The 20,613-nt window shown below is 38.0% G+C and carries 13 protein-coding genes and 1 pseudogene; 11 read left to right on the forward strand and 3 right to left on the reverse strand.

Annotated features, from left to right (window positions below):
* Window positions 1-153 precede the first annotated feature (153 nt).
* Together REC12_RS23090 and REC12_RS23095 are read left to right on the forward strand one after the other, a co-directional pair.
* Window positions 154-1,299: an efflux RND transporter periplasmic adaptor subunit gene (locus tag REC12_RS23090; protein WP_308898321.1), complete on the forward strand. Its 1,146-nt coding sequence runs from the start codon at window positions 154-156 to the stop codon at window positions 1,297-1,299.
* Entirely contained in the window at window positions 1,296-4,358 is a 3,063-nt protein-coding gene (locus REC12_RS23095) for an efflux RND transporter permease subunit (protein ID WP_308898322.1), read from the forward strand. The genes REC12_RS23090 and REC12_RS23095 overlap by 4 nt, the downstream gene beginning before the upstream one ends.
* Before the next feature lie 120 nt (window positions 4,359-4,478).
* Here REC12_RS23095 and REC12_RS23100 read toward each other — a convergent pair whose 3' ends face one another.
* Together REC12_RS23100 and REC12_RS23105 are read right to left on the reverse strand one after the other, a co-directional pair.
* Window positions 4,479-5,522: a sensor histidine kinase gene (locus REC12_RS23100; protein ID WP_308898324.1), complete on the reverse strand. Its 1,044-nt coding sequence runs from the start codon at window positions 5,520-5,522 to the stop codon at window positions 4,479-4,481.
* A gap of 2 nt (window positions 5,523-5,524) precedes the next feature.
* On the reverse strand, window positions 5,525-6,193 hold the full coding sequence (locus tag REC12_RS23105; protein ID WP_308898325.1) for a response regulator transcription factor: 669 nt from the start codon (window positions 6,191-6,193) through the stop codon (window positions 5,525-5,527).
* A 435-nt stretch (window positions 6,194-6,628) separates the two neighbouring features.
* Between REC12_RS23105 and REC12_RS23110 the strand changes: the two genes are divergently transcribed.
* The 6 genes and pseudogenes from REC12_RS23110 (at window position 6,629) to REC12_RS23135 (ending at window position 15,619) form a co-directional block, all read left to right on the forward strand.
* Window positions 6,629-8,137 (forward strand): MFS transporter, encoded by a 1,509-nt coding sequence (locus tag REC12_RS23110; protein ID WP_308898327.1) that lies wholly within the window; start codon window positions 6,629-6,631, stop codon window positions 8,135-8,137.
* A gap of 88 nt (window positions 8,138-8,225) precedes the next feature.
* Window positions 8,226-8,981 carry an SDR family oxidoreductase gene (locus REC12_RS23115; RefSeq protein ID WP_308898328.1) on the forward strand — a complete coding sequence of 252 codons (756 nt, stop codon included), beginning with the start codon at window positions 8,226-8,228 and terminating at the stop codon, window positions 8,979-8,981.
* Window positions 8,982-8,989: 8 nt separating this feature from the next.
* Window positions 8,990-9,240 (forward strand): annotated as a pseudogene (locus tag REC12_RS23120) (UbiD family decarboxylase); the annotation flags it as partial.
* Window positions 9,241-9,681: 441 nt separating this feature from the next.
* On the forward strand, window positions 9,682-10,005 hold the full coding sequence (locus tag REC12_RS23125) for a hypothetical protein (RefSeq protein ID WP_308898330.1): 324 nt from the start codon (window positions 9,682-9,684) through the stop codon (window positions 10,003-10,005).
* Window positions 10,006-10,826: 821 nt separating this feature from the next.
* Window positions 10,827-12,524, forward strand: a complete 1,698-nt coding sequence (locus REC12_RS23130; RefSeq protein ID WP_308898332.1) for a hypothetical protein — start codon at window positions 10,827-10,829, stop codon at window positions 12,522-12,524.
* Between the two features lie 2 nt (window positions 12,525-12,526).
* A complete protein-coding gene (locus REC12_RS23135; protein WP_308898333.1) occupies window positions 12,527-15,619 on the forward strand; it encodes a hypothetical protein in 3,093 nt (1,030 codons plus the stop codon).
* 622 nt (window positions 15,620-16,241) lie between these two features.
* On the opposite strand, the gene REC12_RS23140 is transcribed toward REC12_RS23135, so the two are convergent.
* Window positions 16,242-17,429 (reverse strand): class-III pyridoxal-phosphate-dependent aminotransferase, encoded by a 1,188-nt coding sequence (locus REC12_RS23140; protein ID WP_308898335.1) that lies wholly within the window; start codon window positions 17,427-17,429, stop codon window positions 16,242-16,244.
* A 154-nt stretch (window positions 17,430-17,583) separates the two neighbouring features.
* Here REC12_RS23140 and REC12_RS23145 point away from each other — a divergent pair, with 154 nt between their 5' ends.
* The 3 genes from REC12_RS23145 to REC12_RS23155 all read left to right on the forward strand — a co-directional run bounded on the left by REC12_RS23145 (window position 17,584) and on the right by REC12_RS23155 (window position 20,526).
* Window positions 17,584-18,894 carry an aminotransferase-like domain-containing protein gene (locus tag REC12_RS23145; protein WP_308898337.1) on the forward strand — a complete coding sequence of 437 codons (1,311 nt, stop codon included), beginning with the start codon at window positions 17,584-17,586 and terminating at the stop codon, window positions 18,892-18,894.
* A gap of 356 nt (window positions 18,895-19,250) precedes the next feature.
* On the forward strand, window positions 19,251-19,490 hold the full coding sequence (locus REC12_RS23150) for a hypothetical protein (protein WP_308898338.1): 240 nt from the start codon (window positions 19,251-19,253) through the stop codon (window positions 19,488-19,490).
* A 622-nt stretch (window positions 19,491-20,112) separates the two neighbouring features.
* On the forward strand, window positions 20,113-20,526 hold the full coding sequence (locus tag REC12_RS23155) for a GNAT family N-acetyltransferase (protein ID WP_308898339.1): 414 nt from the start codon (window positions 20,113-20,115) through the stop codon (window positions 20,524-20,526).
* Window positions 20,527-20,613 lie beyond the last annotated feature (87 nt).

Here is a 20,613-nt window from a genome sequence, read left to right on the forward strand (position 1 = left end):
TAGTATACCCTTAATGATTCCATTAAGTTGTTTAAATTCAGTTTATAAAACTATCATATGATTACAATGCCATGTTATAAGCGGGGGTAGTAAAAAGGTATGAGCGTGATAGGTTAGAGTATTTAATTAATGAAGTAAAGGAGGATTTAATCATTGAAGAAAGGAAAGAAAATTGTTGCGTATTGTGCTGTTATTTTAATAGCATTCGCAGGTATTAGAGTATATAGAAGCATTGGTGCAGTGTCCCCGAAGCCGACGATCGTAAACAAAAAGACTTCTGTTCAGGTTCAAGCGACGGAAAAAGCCGAAATAATATCAGGGATTACATACAACGCTACCTTGGAACCGTATGAGGAAGGCATTGTTAGCAGTATGATATCAGGCCAAGTAGTTCAAATTTTGTTTAGCAATAGTGACAGTGTTTCCAAAGGCCAGACTTTGGTAGTTTTGGATGATAAAGATTTAAGAAACCAACTCGAGGTAGCGGAAATGACTGTTCAGAAAGATGAAATCACAGTTCAAAAAATGGAAGCGAGCTGGGAATCATCTCAAAGAGATTATGACAGAACGAGAGCACTATTTGAGAATGGAGCTATTTCGAAGGCCGATTATGAAAACGCAGAAACATCTCTTAAACTGGCCAAGGCTAATTTGGAATCTGAAAAAGTCACTTTGGAATCTGAGAAGGTCACGTTACAGAGTATTAATAACTCCCTTGAGAATTGTATAATTCGAGCACCCATTAGTGGTGTTATGGATGATAAAAGTGTAAATCTTGGGCAGATAACTTCCCCGGGACCAATCCTTGCAAAAGTAAAAAATATATCTTTACTATATGCAGTAGTACAGGTAGAACAGGAAAATGTGAACAATCTAAAATTAGGACAAAAAGCTATTATCAACAATGGTAATGACTCAATTGAGGGAGTTGTAAAGAGTATTGATGTATCGGCAGACCCTTCTGTTAGAGCTCTTAATTGCAAGATACTGGTGGATAATAAACATAAATTACTTCATCCGGGTGATTATGCCAAAGTTGAAATCCCCAATGAGCAAAAGATACAAACGATGACAATTCCGCTCGAAGCCTTAGCTGGAGATGAAGGGAATTACTATATTTTTGTAAATGATAAGGGGGTGGCTCGCCGCCGCAGTGTTACAATTGGCGATACGACCCAAAATAGGGTGGAAATCAAATCTGGGGTTCTATACGGGGATAGTGTCATTTGTACAAATGTGAATACGCTGCAGGATGGTGATGAAATAACGGTAGTTTCTGAACAGGGGGGAAATCGATGATTTTAGCAGATGTTAGCGTCAAGAGGCCTGTATTTACCATAGTTGTAATGATAGCTTTTGTCGTTGTAGGGATCCTCTGTTATACGAATTTAACCATTAATGATATGCCCCAGGTTGATTTACCGTATGTCACGGTTACCGTTACCCAGGGTGGGGCATCTCCGAATCAACTTGAGACCAATGTAACAAAAAAAGTAGAAGAGGCGGTAGGGCAGATTTCCGGAGTAAAGCATATTACTTCCACTATGACAGAGGGTGTTTCCAATACAACCATAGAGTTTTCATTGGATAAATCTCCCGATGTTGCCGCACAGGAAGTCAGAGATAATATTGGGGCCATTCGCGGAGAGCTGCCCAAAGATATCGACGATCCCATAATTTCCAAAGTTGATCTTTCAGCTAGCCCTATTCTATCTATCGCAGTTAGTGGAACGGAAGAAACAAAAGAGCTTTCACAGGTTGTCGATGATGTGATAGCAAAGAGGCTCTATACGGTGAAAGGTGTAGGAGCGGTGAATATACACGGCGATTCCAAACGCGAGATTCAGATTAAGCTGGATCAAAATAAGATGGCAGCCTATGGATTGACTGTGGAAGAAGTGATCAATAATCTGAAGAGTGGCAATCTCGAAGGAACAGGAGGTACAGTTACCGATAAAAGCAATGAAATTTCTCTTCGCATCGACGGCAGTGTAAAAAAGGTTGAAGATTTTAATAACCTTCTGGTGGCAAAAAGAAACGGAAAAGAAATACGGGTTCATGCTATTGCCGAAGTGATCGACGGGTTTAAAGATGCCGATAGCCTTTCCATGTATCAAGGAAAGCAGGCAATCGGCATTGATATTGTCAAGCAGTCGGGTGCCAATACGGTAGAAGTAGCCGATGCAGTGAAAAAGGAACTTTCAAATCTCAAGGCTTACATACCTCGCGGAGTAAACGTTGATATTGTCAGGGATAATTCGGAATCCATTAGTGATTCGGTAAACGAAGTTATGAAAAGTATGCTGGAAGGATGTATACTGGCAATTATTGTCGTATTCCTGTTTTTAAATGAATGGGAGAGCACACTGATTAGTGCCCTATCACTTCCTACCTCCATAATAAGCTCTTTTATTGCCTTGAAAGTCATGAACTTTTCACTCAATACCATGTCGTTGATGGCATTATCACTGGCTATAGGCTTGCTCATTGACGATGCTATTGTTGTTGTGGAAAACATTGTTCGCCACTTGCATCTGGGAAAAACCCCATTTCAAGCGGCAAAGGAGGCTACCACCGAAATTGGGCTTGCCGTACTTGCTACGACATTAGCTGTTGTGGCAGTGTTTCTGCCAACTGCAATGGTCAATGGAATCATCGGGAAATTTTTCATTGAATTCGGACTTACGGTTGTTTTTAGTATGTTGTTTTCATTACTCGTATCCTTTACCCTTGTTCCGATGATGTCATCAAGGATACTAAAAACCGAAAAGAAACATAATAAAACATTTTTTGGCAAGTCATTAAACAACTTTAGCCGCATGTTTGATAAGATTGCTGAGAAATATTCGCAATTCCTGAGTATTGTTCTGCATCACAGGCTGATCACGATGGTATTGGCGACGGTGCTGTTTGCTGGATGCATCGGCATGATTTCTTCGCTGGGCATCGAGTTCAGTTCATCGACAGACAATGGTGAAATCAGTATCAATACAGGTCTCGACTCAGGCTTGTCTCTGGAGAAGGCTGGTCAAAAAGCGAGAGATATTGAAGGGGTTATCCGCCAGTACTCTGAGGTAAAATCAATTTACACTACAGTACAAAAAGAACAGGCTTCGTTTTTCGTCAAGTTGAGTGATAAAAGGGAGCGTAAAGACAGTGCTAAGATCATTGCATCCAAGATGCGAGAAGACCTGAAAAAAATACCCGGCATAGAACTTGCTATAAATGCTGTTTCCAACTCTGGCGATATTAAGGATGTCGTCATCAACATTCAAGGAGATAACTATGATCAGCTCCGGAGGTTTGCCCTTGAAGCAAAACGGGTAATGAGTCAGGATCCCTATGCAAGAGATGTCAGTATCAGCGATAAGGCAGGTAAGCCGGAGGCCAAACTGGATATAGACCGGGATAAAGCAGCGGACTTAGGAGTGGACACTTCTTTGGCAATGGGTACTTTAAATACGTTATTTAATGGTACTATTGTGGGTCAATACAATAGCGGAAAAAACAAATATGATGTTCGATTATCTATGGAAGATCAACAACGCACAAGCCTTGACAGTCTGAGTGGTATTAGTGTACCTGGCTCCAACAATCAAATGGTACCTCTTAGCCAGGTGACTCGCAAAGTTTTAACCACAACACCTACAGCATTAAACAGGCATGACCGAACCGGACAAATTGAAATTTCGGCAAATGTCTCTGGCATGGCTACAGGAGACTTCATGAATTTGTACTTGAAGAAGTTCAATCATGAAATGAAAGTTCCGGCAGGGATAACTGTAGAAGAAGGGGGGATGGGTGCAGACATGCAGGAAGGCTTTATCGGCCTTTTGATCGCCTTAGGCATGGGAATCCTGTTCATATTTCTCATTATGGCAGCACAGTTTGAAAGCTTTATTGACCCCATAGCCATCATGTTTTCTCTTCCTTTGGCGCTTATAGGTGCTATTGCAGCTTTGTATGCAACCGGAAGCAAGATAGATTTTATGGCATTGATCGGTATCATAATGCTCATGGGACTTGTTGCTAAAAATGCCATCCTTCTTGTCGATTATGCCAAACAAAAGTTAAGGGAAGGTGCGGGTATCAATAAAGCTTTAATAGATGCTGGCCGGGTGCGGTTTCGTCCAATTTTAATGACGACTCTTGCAATGATATTTGGTATGATTCCCATCGCGACCGCTACAGGTGCCGGTACAGAAATGCGTGCACCAATGGCTTATGCGGTCATAGGAGGACTGATTTCTTCCACGTTTCTTACCTTGTTTATAGTTCCGGTAGTGTATAGTATACTTAACGATTTCAAAGTTTTGTTCAGGAAGAGAATGTCCGTTGAAGCAAATAAGCAAGCATAATTGGTAATCGTCCGGACTTGTGCTTTGCATACAGAAGACTCCTGAGAATGCCATTGCCTTCTCAGGAGTCTTTTATACCATTTTAGTTAGAATGTGATGATAACGTCGTCGTAAAGATGGTCATTTAGGTAAAGAAACTATAAATGTAGCTCCCTTTTCCAGCGCGCTTTGAACTCTAATAGATCCATTATGCATAGCTACAATTTTTTGGGTAATTGAAAGACCTAAGCCGCTGCCTTTATTTGAGCGATCCCTAGACATATCAGATTTGTAGAAACGTTCAAATATATGAATTTGATCGTCTTCTTTTATCCCTATTCCAGTGTCGGTTATTTGGCATTCAACTTTGTTTCCCCGGTGCTGCAGAGCAACACGTATTTGTCCGCCTTTGGGGGTGAATTTGATACTGTTGCCTATAAGATTGATCCATACCTGGCTCATGAGATCTTCATCTGCTTTGATCGTTATTTCCTCAAGAGAAGCTTCCATATCAATCTGTTTGTTCTGCCATTGGGGTTCGCAGGATAAAATAAGGCTTTTTAACTGTTTATCTAATCGGTAGTCTTGGGGATCAAAGGGGATCGTTGCAGCTTCCAGAGAAGCGAGCTTTAATAAGTTGTCGCTCAACTTGGACAAACGTCTACTTTCAGTTTCAATAATGCTCAAGTAGTGCAGCCGCTCTTCAAGGTTGATTTGCTTATTTCGCAGCGCTTGGGCAAATCCGCGGATTGATGTCAGAGGAGATTGGATTTCATGGGATACATTGGAGATAAATTCCTGCCTCATCTTCTCCATCCGATTTAATTCCAGAGCCATTGTATCAACGTTTTTCACTAGTTTATCAAATTGTTCATCATCTTGAAAACGTAAGTTCATGGCGACATCAAAATCTCCCTTCGCAATTTTTTCCGTTGCTTGAAGAACGGAGTTAAATGCTTTCTTGTATTGAGCCATATGATTGAACCGCAGCAAGGTGATGATGACTATAGCCAAAAGGAGTCCCATTAATGAATTAATAACTTGAACAAGAACATCCGGTGGGTGCAAGCCAATACTTGCATAAAATAAAGGCATTGCGAAAAAGGAAGCTAAACAGCAGACAGCAAACAAAGCCAGCAAGAGAACTATGCTGACAACTGTCTGGATAACGTCATTTATTTTCATGCTCATACCTCCATGCGGTAACCCAGTCCCCGAATTGTCCGGATTGCAAAAGAATAGCTATCTCCTGAGAAACGCTCTCTCAGCCGGTTAATATGAACATCTAACGTTCGTTCATTTCCTTCATAACCATAACCCCATATATCCTCAATTAACTGTTCTCTAGTAAACGTTTTCCCTGGGTAACTAGCAAGTTTAAATAAAAGCTCAAATTCTTTAAGAGGAAGGGTTAGACGCTCTTGATTTACAGTCAGCTCATATGTTTTGCGATTCATTTTTAGTTCACCGATTTGGATCATCTGAGAGGTGGAGATTTGATAACGTTTCAGTAGGGCCTTAACCCTGACAACCAGTTCCTGTGGTTCAAAGGGTTTGACCAGATAATCATCAGTTCCCAGTTGGAATCCCTTTACTTTTTGGCTTGTTTCGCCTTTTGCAGTAAGCATGAGCAAAGGGATATCGTAATACTTCCGAAGTTCATTGCAGAGCTGCCAGCCATCCATATGCGGCATCATGATATCAAGGATAACCATATCCGTTTTTATAGACTCAAGCTTTGAAAGAGCATCAATACCGTCGGTAGCCTCATATATTTCAAACCCTTCATTGCGCAAGAACACTTTTACTAATTCGCGTATATGTTGATCGTCATCGACAATTAATATATTATTCATTTTCGCTTATTCCTTTCCGGATTCAAAACGTATTTATATAAAATAAAAGGAAGGTATGGAGGCACTTAGTTTAATACTAACCATAGTTCAAGATAATGCTTGAGCATGCTATGAAGAATGATAGCAGATTATTGTAAACTGAATTTAAACAAGTATCTGCGTTACTACCGTTCATGGAGAGGTAGTTTTATATGTTTTGAAAGCATATCAGTGCAACAAAGACTAACGTAATCGACTGAAGGTTTGTTAGCCGATTTTTTTTATTTCATGTTTGACATTGTTTATATTCAGTTTAAAAAGTTCCTATATGATATTCACAGAACAGCAATTAACAATTCATAACAAAGGAGCTGAGTAGTTATTATTAGTCGAAATTTAAAGAGTAATTCACGGTTAAAACCCGGACAATCTTGTGAATCCAGCAAGAACCCTTGGTTGGCACTTATTGCAATTATGCTGGGTTCGCTGATGGTGGGGTTTGACGGCACTATAGTGTCCGTTGCCAACCCGCAAATCGCCGCTAAGTTGCATACTAGTTTAGGACAACTGCAGTGGATCAGCAATGCATATCTGCTTGCAACAGCGGCCAGCCTGGTTTTAGCGGGAAAACTCGGGGATAGATTTGGACGCAAGTTGATTTTTATAATAGCTGTTTTGAGTTTCGCATTTTCCTCACTGGCAATCGGGTTATCTGAAGCGGTTGACTTAATTATTGGATTTCGCGTCATACAAGGGATATTTGGGGCGTTGATTTTGACCAATGCCATGTCCCTTATCCGTGTCGTATTTCCGCCTGAAAAGCTTGCCGCAGGTGTTGGCGTTTTTTCATCGGCCAATGGCTTATCCGTGGCAGTAGGGCCCATCCTTGGCGGGATAATTGTACAAAAATTGGGCTGGGAGTGGGCTTTTTTTATCAATACACCTATAGGCTTTATCAGCGCCGTGTTGGGGATCTTCCTGCTTCTGGAAAGCAAGGTTCATACCGCTGTCCGGTTTGACATCGGCGGGGTGCTGCTGTTGTCGGGAACTCTGATCGCCTTATCCTACGCCATTATCAGGGCACCTTCTAATGGCTGGGGTTCTACGAGTACGTTGATTCTTATGGCTGTGTCTCTGGTGTTACTGATCGGATTCATCCTTGTTGAAATGAGAGCCAAAGATCCGCTGCTTCCCCTCAGTCTGTTCAGTAATCGGTCCATATCCATCGGGGTCATAATGACTGTTCTGGTAATGTTTGCTTTGATGGGATCACTCTTTTTCGTGATGCTGTACCTGCAGAAGGTTCAGGGAATTTCACCGTTTTCCGCAGGGTTGCGTATTTTGCCGCTTGGGTTAGGACTTCTTATTAGTGCGATAGCTTCTGTACCTTTGATAAAACGAAATGGCCCGCGAGTTCCTCTTACAGGAGGCATGATTATTATGGCTGCCGGATTATTTATTGCAACTTTCACGGCGTCCGATAGTTCGTATATGATATTGGCAATCGCGCTTTCCGTCCTAGGTATCGGGCTCGGTGTAGTTATTCCGGCTTCCACTGATGCGATTGTAGGAGCTGCAACCATTGAACAGGTTGGGGCTGCGTCAGGTGTACAACAAACAGCTAATCAGGTTGGAGGAGTTTTGGGTATTTCTATTTTAGGTGCGGTTATGTCCAGTGTCTCACAAAATACGTTTCAGAAATATTTGATAGATGCACATTTACCGAAACAACTGATAGACAGTATTGTCAAACAGGGGGGCGCGGCAATCAGTCAGGGGATAGCCACAATTCCCATCAATACATCCTCAGACTTTGCTGTGTCAATCCAGCAAGGAACTAAATTCGCGTTTATGTCTGGCATGCATGCGGCCATGATGTCGGGAGTTATCATATCCATAATCGGAGCATGCGGTGCATTTTTCATAACGAGGTCTGGTCCTGACGGGTTGGAGCAAGAGCAGTAATGCAGTAATGAAGAAAAAAGATAGGCATGAATTTTAATTTTTTAAAAACATTCGGAAAAACTAGCATAATACGAAAGGGGATATCAAAATGAGTGAAATGAAATTAAATGACAAAATAGCCGTAATAACTGGAGGTAACAGTGGTATTGGTTTGGCAACCGCCAGATTGTTTAAAGAACAAGGAGCAAGCGTCATAGTTGTCGGCAGAGATTTAGCGACCCTTGAAAGCACACGTAAGGAGCTTGGAGAAAATAGCTTTGCGATTCAGGCGGATGTTTCTAAGATTGCGGACATTGACCATGTAATGGATCAGGTACGTGGGAAATTTGGCAGAATAGACATTCTTTTTGCAAATGCAGGTATTTCAGAATGCCCGCCTATTCAGGAAACTGACGAAGCGTTTTTCGAACACATGATGGGTATTAATGTAAAAGGCGTTTTCTTTACTTTTACTCGGGCGCTGCCACTTCTTAGCAGTGGAGCCTCTGCTATTTTTACAAGCTCGGTGGCCAATAAAAAAGGCCGGCCGGGAGATCCGCTATATTCGGCAAGCAAGGCCGCTGTCCGCAGTCTTGCCAGGACACTCGCTGTTGATGAGGAAGTTCTTGAAAGGGGAATACGCGTAAATGTAGTAAGCCCGGGTGCTATTCAAACACCGCTCACTGCGCAGGAATTACCTGAGATGAAAGAGGCCATTAATGCCTATATTAAGTCTAGTGTACCTATGAAGCGGTGGGGGCAACCTGAAGAAGTAGCCAAAGCTGTACTCTTTCTGGCTTCCTCGGATTCATCGTATTTGACCGGTGGCGAAATCACAGTAGATGGAGGATTGGGAGAAATTTGATAGGAGTTATGAGTGACGTGATGTGGGCAATGACCACTAGATTTCAAGGCGATAATGACGCGATCTTTATTCCGGGAGTCAGGTGCCATCCTCTTGATCCCTCCAGCAGTCCGGAATTTTCAGCGAGTATCCGTGATGTCGGTATTTCCTGCAAAGCGATTTTTGACTGCACCGTTCCCTATGACCAGAAGCAGCGTTTCCAGAAGTAAAATTTATGGACATTGATGAAGGAAAATGGGCGGAGTTCCTGAAGGTTTGAACGTAGGGAACACCGGAATTTAAGGCAAGGTCCTTAACAGCATTGAGCAAAATCCAGGCTGCCTGGTTATTAAACCAGATGCCTGCCTTCAGGCCAGTCCCAGATTCGAATGCGCATTCGAATTTGGGACTGGCTGTTTCGTTTTGCTCTAAATTCTTATTGACAAAAATGGTTGATCACAACTATAAATGTATTTCAATGTAAAAATTGTGTCTCCTTTTGTCCAATGAGAGCTTTGCAGGCCAGTTAAGGGATATTCCAATTGGTCGGTTTCGTTAACTCAGCCGGTTCGCCTCATCTTATGCTCAAGCCTGTCTTGAGGTTATAACCCCAATGTTCCTTTCCCTGGAGGAACCGGTTGAGGTTGTCCCAAAATCGACAACGTTGTCGACTTTGGGACAACCTTTGTACGGGTTCTCACCCTAAAATAATGATATCTTCATGATAAAGAAATTTCCGTATTTTATTGCCAAGCTTGACATTAAAAACAGGTCCACCTGCGAGCTGCAAAAGGCGGTGAATGAGCGGAGTCAGGCGATTAAGGAACGGGACAAAGCCCTGCGGAAAAATACGGACCTTCAAAAAGCCCCGGATGATCAGACGGGCAAAATAGCCCGACTCAGCATGGAGCGCGACGAATTGAACACAAAAATAGAGGATTTAAAAAAGTCCCAGGCAGAGAACAAGGCTATAACAGGGAAACTGCAGCAGGAACGGACCTCAATTAAACAAAGTGTAAATTACAAAGGAGCTCGAAAGGACTGAAAAGGACCTTAAAGCAGCGTACAGCAAGATATCCGCCAATAGAAAATCGCCTATTTATATGAGAATCTGGACAAAACCTTTAAGGAACTGACGTTGGAAATGAAGCACTTCGCCGCGAAGGATTCGGATACGCATAAAGTCTATAAGGATAAGTTTGGAATTTTCTTATCGCGAGGGTTGACGACGAAAATGTGAAATAGACCGGGAGGGCGGGGAGCAGGGAATGAATTGATTTAGCGCCTGTTGACTTTAGATCCAACAGACGCAAGTAATTAAATAGTGGACTTCATTTTTTGCAGATGTTTTAAATTTCGGGTTATATGCTGGTTTCTCCATGTTATTTATATGTACCTAAAATTTTTGAGTTTTACAGTTATGTTTCCGTGAACGGGGCACGTTGAGACCGTTACAAGTTTGAAAACACTTACATAATGAAAACCCGCTATTCATGCTGGTTGCAGGGTTTAGAAATGTTCTGACAATTTAACAAGACTACCATTGAGACTGCTATGAATTTAGAAACTAGTTGGGGCTAAGAATTTCCGGATTACTCCATATTTATTTGGACGGTCTGGATTTTTTGTTTTATCTTGGATTATTTTCATGTTCTAGGGAGGAAATGAAGGAAACTCGTGGAAAGATTAATAGTAAATTATAAGTAGCCTTGTTTAAAACCAAGGGGTTTTGGATTTTATGAAATAGGAATTTAATTCATACAAGACGTGATTCTAATTCGTAATAGTTTAAGGGAAATCAACCATAAAGTAAAACAAGCGAACATTCTGTCAATAGTATATTTTTGTACCTGGAAGGAGATTTATATGCAACTCAAATACCTTGATACTGTTCTTGCTGTTAGAAACCTCAAAGCACCTTCCTTAGAGGCTTTAAATCCCGATTCAAGACTATACGAAATACTTCTATTACAGATTCAAGGTGATATTGAGGCAAACATAAGTTTTATAGGAAATAGAGAACAGCAATTAGCTTTTAGAAAATATGAAAGTTTTCTAGACTTAGCTTCTCAGAAAAATATTGATCTAGTCGTGACACCTGAATACTCATGCCCTTGGTCGGTTATAGATCATATAATATCCAAAGGTGTTTTTCCTAATAAACAAAAATTATGGGTATTAGGTTGCGAATCTATTGGAAGAGATGAGTTACGACACTTTATTACAACCCATAGTCAGGTCTTTTGGATATACGAAGATGAATTAGTAAATAACGAGGGGAAGGTAGGTAATTTTTTTGACCCTCTTTTATATATTTTTAAAACTGAAGATACAAACGGGAACGAGAAAATAATCTTCACTTTGCAATTTAAAACCACTCATATGAGTGTTCATGGTAGCCCGTTAGAAAGAGACAACTACATTCCTGGGAATCTAATTTATATACTAAGAAACGATGAAAGTTCAATATATTTACTAACTCTAATCTGTGCAGACAGTTTAGGATTTAGAAGAGAACAATTAACTAATAAACAACAAGCAACCTTAATAATGCATATTCAGATGAACCCAGACCCACGTGGCGACAACTTTAAGAATTATCGAAACGATTTATATGCTAACAAGGAAGAAAAGAAGGAAATTCTTTGTCTAAATTGGGCAAAATCTACAAACATTGCTAATGTATATGATATTGATTTTGCTGGGTCAGCTCATTATGTTAAAACGAAGGAAGTAGATAGAAGAGATGAGAAAATAAATTATAACCACGAGAAAGGTTTATACTTTACTAACTGGAAAAGCAAAAAGGTAAATAGTTATTTTTTTAATTCGGATGAATATGTGTTTCATTATCGTTCCACCAAAGTTTTACAAGACCTGGGAACTCCTGAGCAACAGAAAAGAACAGGCCCTGAGATGATTGAAACGTTTATTTGGGATGAGAATAAGTGGGCAGGTGACATCATACCAAATGATGGTTTTTTAGATTTATTAAAAGATACGAATCTGACTGATACAGTTCTCAATGATTTAACATATATAGATAAGGAACGTCTAATTGCATTATCTTCAGGGGAAGCACTAATGACCGATTGGCATAAACCAGAAATACTAAAGTTCCTTATAATAGATGATCAGGAAAAGATAAATAAAATTACAGTAACGCAAGATGGGAAGGGAGAAGTACAAAAGGAAAGATTACAATATTTAAGCTTATTTTCGGCTTTAATGAATGACATAATCTTATGTGAAGATAATTTTCCCGGTTGTATAAAAGACCTAGTAAATGGCTGCTCCATAGGATACGTTGTACCTAATTTTAACCACAATTTATATTCACTTAACGGGAATCCCCCCGCAACTGTCGCATATGTAGGAAGTACACACGAAAAATTGGCAAAAAAAATATTCGATGCGATGTTCTCATTTTTAGATGAAGATTCTAGAAGACGATTAGTAGTTTGGTTTGATAAAGATAGAAAATTAAATATAATTTGTAGCCCGCCTCCAGAGCATGATGCTGATTTGTCTGAAGATATAAGGTCTATCACAAGGGGGGCTTAATTATGAATATCGGAGAAATTAATAAATTACTTAATGATACGTTTGATGAAGTTATTCATGTTGATGAATATATTTTTAGGACAGTTAAAAATTTCAATAATGAGCCCTTGGCTGTTTATTACTTTGATCTTAGTGAGAAAATCATCAATTCTGATTTTGATTTAAATGCTTACCAGGAAAGGTATATCTCTACAGATTACTATACTCATCCAGGTTACCTTCAATGGAACTATTATTTAATTTACATTTGCAGTCCGGAGAATATACAAAAGATTAATTCGCTTGAGATAGAAAAAAACAAAATATATACAAGAAAATATGTTGTAACCCCACATGACCTGATAAATTTACCTGCATTTATGAAGATTTCAGATGCACCGACTGCGGAACTCTCAAAAGATGATTTAGGATCAGTTTGGATGCAAAAGATAAAAGAAAATCAATTAGATGTGGTATTCTTGAATGAAGTTAGTTACATTGATGGAGTTAATAGATATATAGATGGAAACCCAATCCTTCAACAAGAAGAGAAAATATTTACTGAAGTCATTGAAGATGAAGATAGAGAAATCACGTCTTTTATTACAAAAATATCGTTTGATAAGTATAGACCTTATCCAAATCAAAAGGAATTTAAATTGGGTGTTTTTAATCTTTTAAATGGTGCAAATGGGTGTGGAAAGACCTCTTTTCTTGAGGCGATAGAATTATTTTATTGCGGAAAGACTCTTAAAGAAAAAAATTCAATTCAATCGGGGAAAATAGAACTTTACTTTGAAGGAAGTAACAAGGCTAAGGAATATAATCCAGCAGATAATAAAAGATTCCGGTTAAGAGATAGAAGATGGTACAATAAAGTTTATTCACATGGAAATAGACTGTGTGAGAGTTTCAATAAATATAATTTCTTTGACTCTGATGCTGGCTATCGTTTATCCAAAAGCGATAATCAAACTGAGATTAAAACAGCTTTTATGGATATAGTGCTGGGCGAAAATATTAATGAGATAGAAAATCGCATAAAGGGCTTTCACCAAAGATTCCACGAAAAAGTGAAAGAATTTGGTAATGAAATAGAAAAACTGGAAGAATATTTAAAAGTAGAATTTGAAACATTAGAACAACTTGGAAATATTCCCAATGAACACGAGGAGCTATTTAGTTTGCTACAACAAGAAGTTCCAAAAAGAAGGTGGCGTGGGTATTTTCCAGCGGAAATGAATGAGGATATAAATAAATTCGAACGGGAAATTATCTCAGTAAAGATATTTCTAAATTCTGTGGATGTTGAATTAAACTGGTTATCAAATATTTCTCTTGAAATAATAGGTAAAGAATTAAATACATATAAATACAAACTCAACGAATTAGAAAAGATTAATAACAATATTAAGATTCTTGAGATAAAGAAAAAAGATGTTGATAAAGAAATAATAGACCTTAAAAAAAGTGAGCAATTATTTAACAAGATTGTAAAATATTTATCAGAACCTAATATATTAAGTTTAATCGGCTTAGATGAACAAATAGAAAATGAATTGAAATATTTATCACGGTTACAGTCTTCTAAAAAAATTTTAAATAATATTGACCTGGATTTTTTTAAGTTTGAAAATAAAGAAATTGAGGAATATCGAGATGAATTAAATCATCAAAAAACAATTTGTCAAAAGAAGAGGGACGATCTAAATATAAAGATAAACAAAATAGTTGATAGTTTAACTAAATTTGAACAGTTATTAACAGATATCAAACAATTAGGTAAGGCTTATATTTTTTCTAATGAAAAAGTTGATTCATGCCCATTATGTAATTCTAAATTCCAAAAAGATGAATTAATAAAACGCATTGAAACTTATGAAACTGCTATTGATCGTTCATTACTGGATATATTTCAAAGTGAGGTAATAGAGGTTGAAAAAGCTTTAACTGAGATAGATGAATTACTTGATGACTTATATAAGATTGAAAATATTTGCAACATATTATTTCAAAATACTTATTCATATCGAGAATCTAATTTAAAAAGTATAATTGAAGATTTAGAACAAAATTTTAGTATGATAAATAGTTCTAAGAGTAAACTCAAAGAACTGCAATCTTTGAAAAATTATTTTCGAAATAAAGGCCTTTCTGAAGAAGAATTAAACAAATTTAAACATATAACTAATAAATTAGAAACGGAATTTAAATTTGATCCTAGATCAATAAAAATTATTTTTAATAAACAAAATGAAATTATTTCGCAATTAATTAACTGTAATAGTAGAAGTGAAAAATTTAATCAAGAAATAATTAATTTACTCACAAACAAATCGAAATTTTTAATAAATGAAAATTTAAATAATTTAAATTTATTTAAAAAGCAATTAGGTAAGTTAGAAAGATCTTTTGAGGAATTGAAAAAAATATCAAATAAAATAAACCTTGATTATAATGATAATTTATCTACTATAATATATGATTTTGACTATTTACTAACCATATTGGAAAAATATAAGAAAGCAAAAGCTGAAAGAGAAGCAAAAGATATTATTTCTCTTAAATGCAATGATAAAATCAAAGCTATTGAATCTAAAAGAGAGGTTTTAATCTCAAAAATTATAAATGCAAATGCTGCCTTTAAAGTATTAGATGATATTATTAAAAACTTTAGTAAAGAGGATTTCTTTAAAAAGTTTATTGATAATAATAGAAGAGAAATTGTTGACATTTTCAAAAAGATTCATTCACCCAGGGAATTCGAGGACATTATTTTCGAAGTTGGTGAAATAAAACTTAAACGTGAAGGAGAAGAAACTCCTATTCCTTTAACTAAAATAAGTTCTGGTCAGCGATCTGCGTTAGCACTATCCTTATTTTTATCCCTAAATAATAAGATTAATAACGGACCGAAAATTTTATTGTTCGATGATCCAATAGCCAATGTGGACGATTTAAATATGCTCTCGTTTATTGACTATTTAAGATTTCTTGCCATAGAAAAGAAGAGACAAATATTTTTTGCTACGGCAAATACCAAATTAAGGAATCTGCTACTTAAAAAGTTTCAATTCTTGAACGAAGAAATGAATAATGTTGAATTAAGTAGATAACATTATTTTAGTTGCCAATGCGAATAAGCAAGGCATATATTGGTAAGAGGAGCTAAAAATAATACTATGCTGTTCCGGGTGACGAAAAAGTTGCTTAGCGAAGTTAAGATTATATTTTTTACGAATCCCTCATACCTTTCGCCTCCGATGTGCCATGAAGGAATTGAGAAGCAATTCCTCTCGCATTCCATAAGAAGGCCCCTTCCGAAGATTGGGTGTGGTGGTTGGGGTGAAAGTATATTGGTTGATTGGGACCGGGGTTGATGGGGACGGTTGTTTGCGGTCAGTCTTGCGATTCTCTATTTTGGAGATTTTATCCCATGGACAAGGCACGTGGAGTGCGTTGTAAGTTTGAAAACATTAACATGATTAAAAGCCGCTTGTGGAGCGGCTTTTATAAATAAGACATAAATTGTTTAACAATTCAACTAGGACTACCCTTGAGACTATGACGATTTAGAAAACAGTAGTCTACAGATTGTTCCATATTTGTATGGAAGGTCTGACTTTTTACACAAGTATAGAAGGAATATTTAGGAAACACGTTGAATCTCTTATATAAATTAATAGCTTCTATAGATATGCTTTTTATGTCTTTATTGATGTTCAACTATTCTCATACTTAATATTTGCTTATTTCTCCAAGAACCTGTTCAAATACTTTTAACATTTTTTCAATATCTGCTTCTTTTATCGTTAATGCTGGATAGAAGCGGATCAGATTTGCAACGGGTATGTATCCAACTAAAAACCCTTTCTCCAATAACTTCTCAAACACGAGTGGTAAGGGGGATTCTTTATCTTTACTATTAAATTCAACTGCCAACATTAATCCCCTACCTCGAACATCTTTGATGGAACTATATCTTTGTGCCAATAATTTGAGTGCATTCAGGAATTTATCTCCTACTAGCTTACTTCTTTTAACTAATTCTTCAGTTTGCATAACCGTGATTACTTCCTTGGCTACAGCACAACCTAAAGCATCATTTTGATGAGACTGAGCATAATGAAAATCAGTTTTTTCTAATCTTAATGCAATGTTATCAGTCATTATAACTGCACTAACCGGATAACCGTTGCCTAATCCTTTTCCTATGGCAATGATATCTGGTTGTAAGGAGTAGTGTTGAAATCCATACCAGTTTCCCGTACGACCTAAGCCTGTTGTCACTTCATCAACCATAATTATCCCGTTTTGTTGTTTAATCAAGGCTTCCAGAGCCTGAACCAATTTCTTCGGAGGTAATTTCACTAATCCTGATGTATTACCAGGCTCAAGTATTAGCCCACCAATGTTTGCTATTGGTATCTCTTTCAGGCAGAGACATTGAGGAGTACATTTCGATGTAATACAATCATTGCATTTTACCCAGTCAAAGCAAAACCAACCATCACTGTTTCTTTTCCCTGAATCTCCGTACGCAGATAAGTAAGAATTAGATAGAGTAAGAAACAAAGGCCGACTTGATAAGCATCGGGCAATCTGCACACCTAATTCAACCGCCTCGCTGCCTGAGCTGAGAAAAACGCATTTTCCATCCGGTAGACCTACTGTATCTAACACTTTTACTGCTGTTTCTTCAACAATATCATTGGTATATCTAAATCCTAGGTGCGCAATGTCATCAATTTGTCTTTTAATGGCCTGATTGATAAGCGGGTGATTATGGCCAAGAGAAGTGCACCAAACGCCTGCTTCGAAATCAATAAACTTGTTATCATGATCATCAAACAGGTAACAACCCTGCCCTCGAACAATATTTGCTTTAACAAAATCGTACCCGGAGCATTCCAGAACATGATCCATTCTTTTTCCTCCTTCTTTACCAAAACAATGGGTTGAAAAAAACTCCTTTCTATATTCAATTTTTCCAATGTTATAGAGTAATTTTAGTTGATGAAGGTCGGTTAAAGCTAGAAAAGAAATCCCAATCTGTACCGGTATAGAAATGAGGTTATACATGACCTATAAATATATGATTGTAGCTGATTTTATAAGAAAAAAGATCTTTTCCGGTATATTTAAGCCAGGCGAAAAATTGCCGTCAGTACAGACACTTTCCAAAGAATTGTCCTATAATTCGGATACTATCGTGAAAGCGTATAAGTTGCTTGAGGATGAACACTTAATTTATGCTTCTCCCAAAAGCGGCTATTATGTTGTTAAATCCGCAGTTCCCGTAAATAAAAAGAATGGCATAATTGATATGGTAACTGCTTGTCCGCCTGATTCTGTTAATCCATATAAGGATTTTTATCATTGTATGGAGAAAGCTATTTCGCTATATAAGAAAAAGCTATTTGAATATTCTTCGGCCCAGGGGATGCCGGAACTGATTAATGTTTTAGTTAAACACATGGCAAACTTTCAGGTCTTTGCAAAACCACAAGATATTTTTATAACCAATGGCTCACAGCAAGCATTGTATATTCTAGCGGCAATCCCTTTTCCCAACGGACGGACGAAAGTACTTGTTGAACAACCGACATATTCCGTAATGCTTCAGGTATTGAAGTGTACTAAAACATCGGTTGTTGGCATTGGAAGAACACACGAAGGTATTGATCTTTCCGAGTTGGAAGCAATATTTAAGCAAGGTGATATTAAATTCTTTTACACAATGCCAAGATATCAAAACCCTACGGGATTTTGCTATGATAGTTTACAAAAAAAGGAGATAATCAATCTAGCCAGACAGTATGAGGTTTTCATTGTTGAGGATGATTATTTGGCAGATCTAGAGGTAGATGCAAAAGCAGATCCTATGTATGCTATTGGTGAGAGAGAATGGATAATCTATATTCGGAGTTTTTCTAAAGCACTGTTGCCCGGATTGCGTTTGGGAATGGCCATCGTGCCGAAAGAACTACAAAATGAATTTATTGCCTATAAGCGAAGCATTGATCTTAATTCCCCAATCCTGACACAAGGAGCGCTGGAAATTTACCTGCAAAGTAGTATGTACAAGTTCCATGTGCAAAGAACAAAACAATATTATCAAGAAAAAATGAATATTTTGCGAGAAGCATGTGATCTAAATAATATTGTAAAATGTTATTTTCCTCCGACAGGAATCTATACCAGTTTAGATATAGTCGGCACTTCAGCCGATATTCTTATAAACAGGCTTGCCAAATACAATGTGCTTTTAAGTAGTACGGATGGTTGCTATCTTGAGGGATTTCCTCATCCAGAGGGTATACGTTTATGTGTTTGTAAAACAGAAGATCAGGATATCAGAAAAGCAATCCAGCTAATAGCCACGAATTAGGATCAAAAGGTTCTCCAAAACAATAATCTTCAAAGTATTGGACGTAGCAAATACCAATCACCTTACCTAAAGTCTAGCCACCATTTAGTACCGAGCCAATTTCATAACCTTTCCAAAGTAATGCCCCTTTTGAAGGTAGGATGGGCTAGTGGAGGTAAAGGGATTATTATCTAACAACCGGAGGGTTTTTGTAGAGCTCTGGCTTTTGTATTCTTGTTTCAGGAAATTGAGGATAATAGTGGAATTATCTTAAGAAAGAAGCCTAGTATTCAAACATTTTTAAGCTGCCACGTTGCGTTATACTGGACAGATCATCGATAGCAAATTAGGAACTGGAGAAAGAAAGTGGTGGGAACATGGAAAAGAACAATATGACTGACAAAGAATATAAAGAAATGTGGAGCAAATTAGAGCCAATCCAAATAAAAATGATTGAAAAAATTGGTTCATGTCGCCATAACCTTGGTGACATATTTGTTTACACGACCCCTTATGAAAAGCCTAATGAAGTATGTACTGCTCTGTTACATGTTTTGGATCTAGATACCCAATCACCATGCGTGCCCTTTGCTAAGTTCAAGAAGCCGCATGGATAAAGCCTAGCCAGCAGTTAAGTGCTCGAGTCATGCGTGAGGGGTTGTCGAAGGTGGCCCTTCTAGGCGGAGCTGGAGGCGAAATTCCTCCGGACTACCTGGCTTGGGGAGTGGCAATTGGGCAGATAGGGCGAATACCGACGGAGCAACGTCGGTACACCATTTACTTGTAATTATGGAGGAAAGAGAAATTGAAACTAAAGCAAATTATTATTGGGTTGTTTTTAGTAATAGCTGCAATTGCAATTTATACGTTAGTTTTTGTACGGTGGACTGGCAAATGACGCGCACAACGCCTCCAAAACCGTAGTTGAAGTGCCAATGATTGTTTATCCATCCCACCCGGTTGCGCCTTGCTTAGTTCTAGAAGGTTTGAAATAACCGCCTTGATAAACTCTAGCCAGTAGTTAGGTTACGAGTCTTTTAATTCCCCGCTTCCCAAAAGAAGGCCCCTTTCGAAGTTGGTTGAGTGAAGGAGTGAAGGTTCTGGGAACTCTAAGTTGAGGGTTGTACTACTTGGGCGGATCATGCAAGGGGAAATCCAAATATTCAAGGAATTTGATGGATATGCGTGGACAAATCAGCTTCATATACTATTAGGCGTGCCCTGTTCTATGAGAGTGAATTGTTAGCAGAAATTGCCTTTAACTCAAAGGCTTATTGGGGTTATGATGATAAATACATGGATAGATGCCGAAATGATTTAATTATTCATCCTGAAGAGTTAGTTGAATACATAGTTAATGTGCTTGAAGTAAATCAGGAAGTCGTTGGCTTTTATGAGTTAAGAGGCGAAATCCCAGAGGCAAATCTATTTTGGTTGTTTTTAGATCCCAAGGCCATCGGGCAAGGTTTTGGTAAGTCACTGTGGGAAGATGCAATTCAAACTGCAAAAGATATCAGTTATAAATATATGATTATAAAAAGTGATCCAAATGCCGAAGGTTTCTACACTGAGATGGGGGCTGTTCGGATTGGAGAGTTACCATCGTCGGCAATACATGGATTGTATCTTCCACTGTTGCGGATTGATCTTTAAACAATCACTGGCGATTCCTGCGAGTTATGATCTAATTAACTTCCCCGCTCTCCAAAAGAAGGCTCCTTTTGAAGGTGGGTTGGGATG

The organism is Candidatus Desulfosporosinus nitrosoreducens, assembly GCF_030954495.1.
GTDB lineage: Bacteria > Bacillota > Desulfitobacteriia > Desulfitobacteriales > Desulfitobacteriaceae > Desulfosporosinus > Desulfosporosinus nitrosoreducens.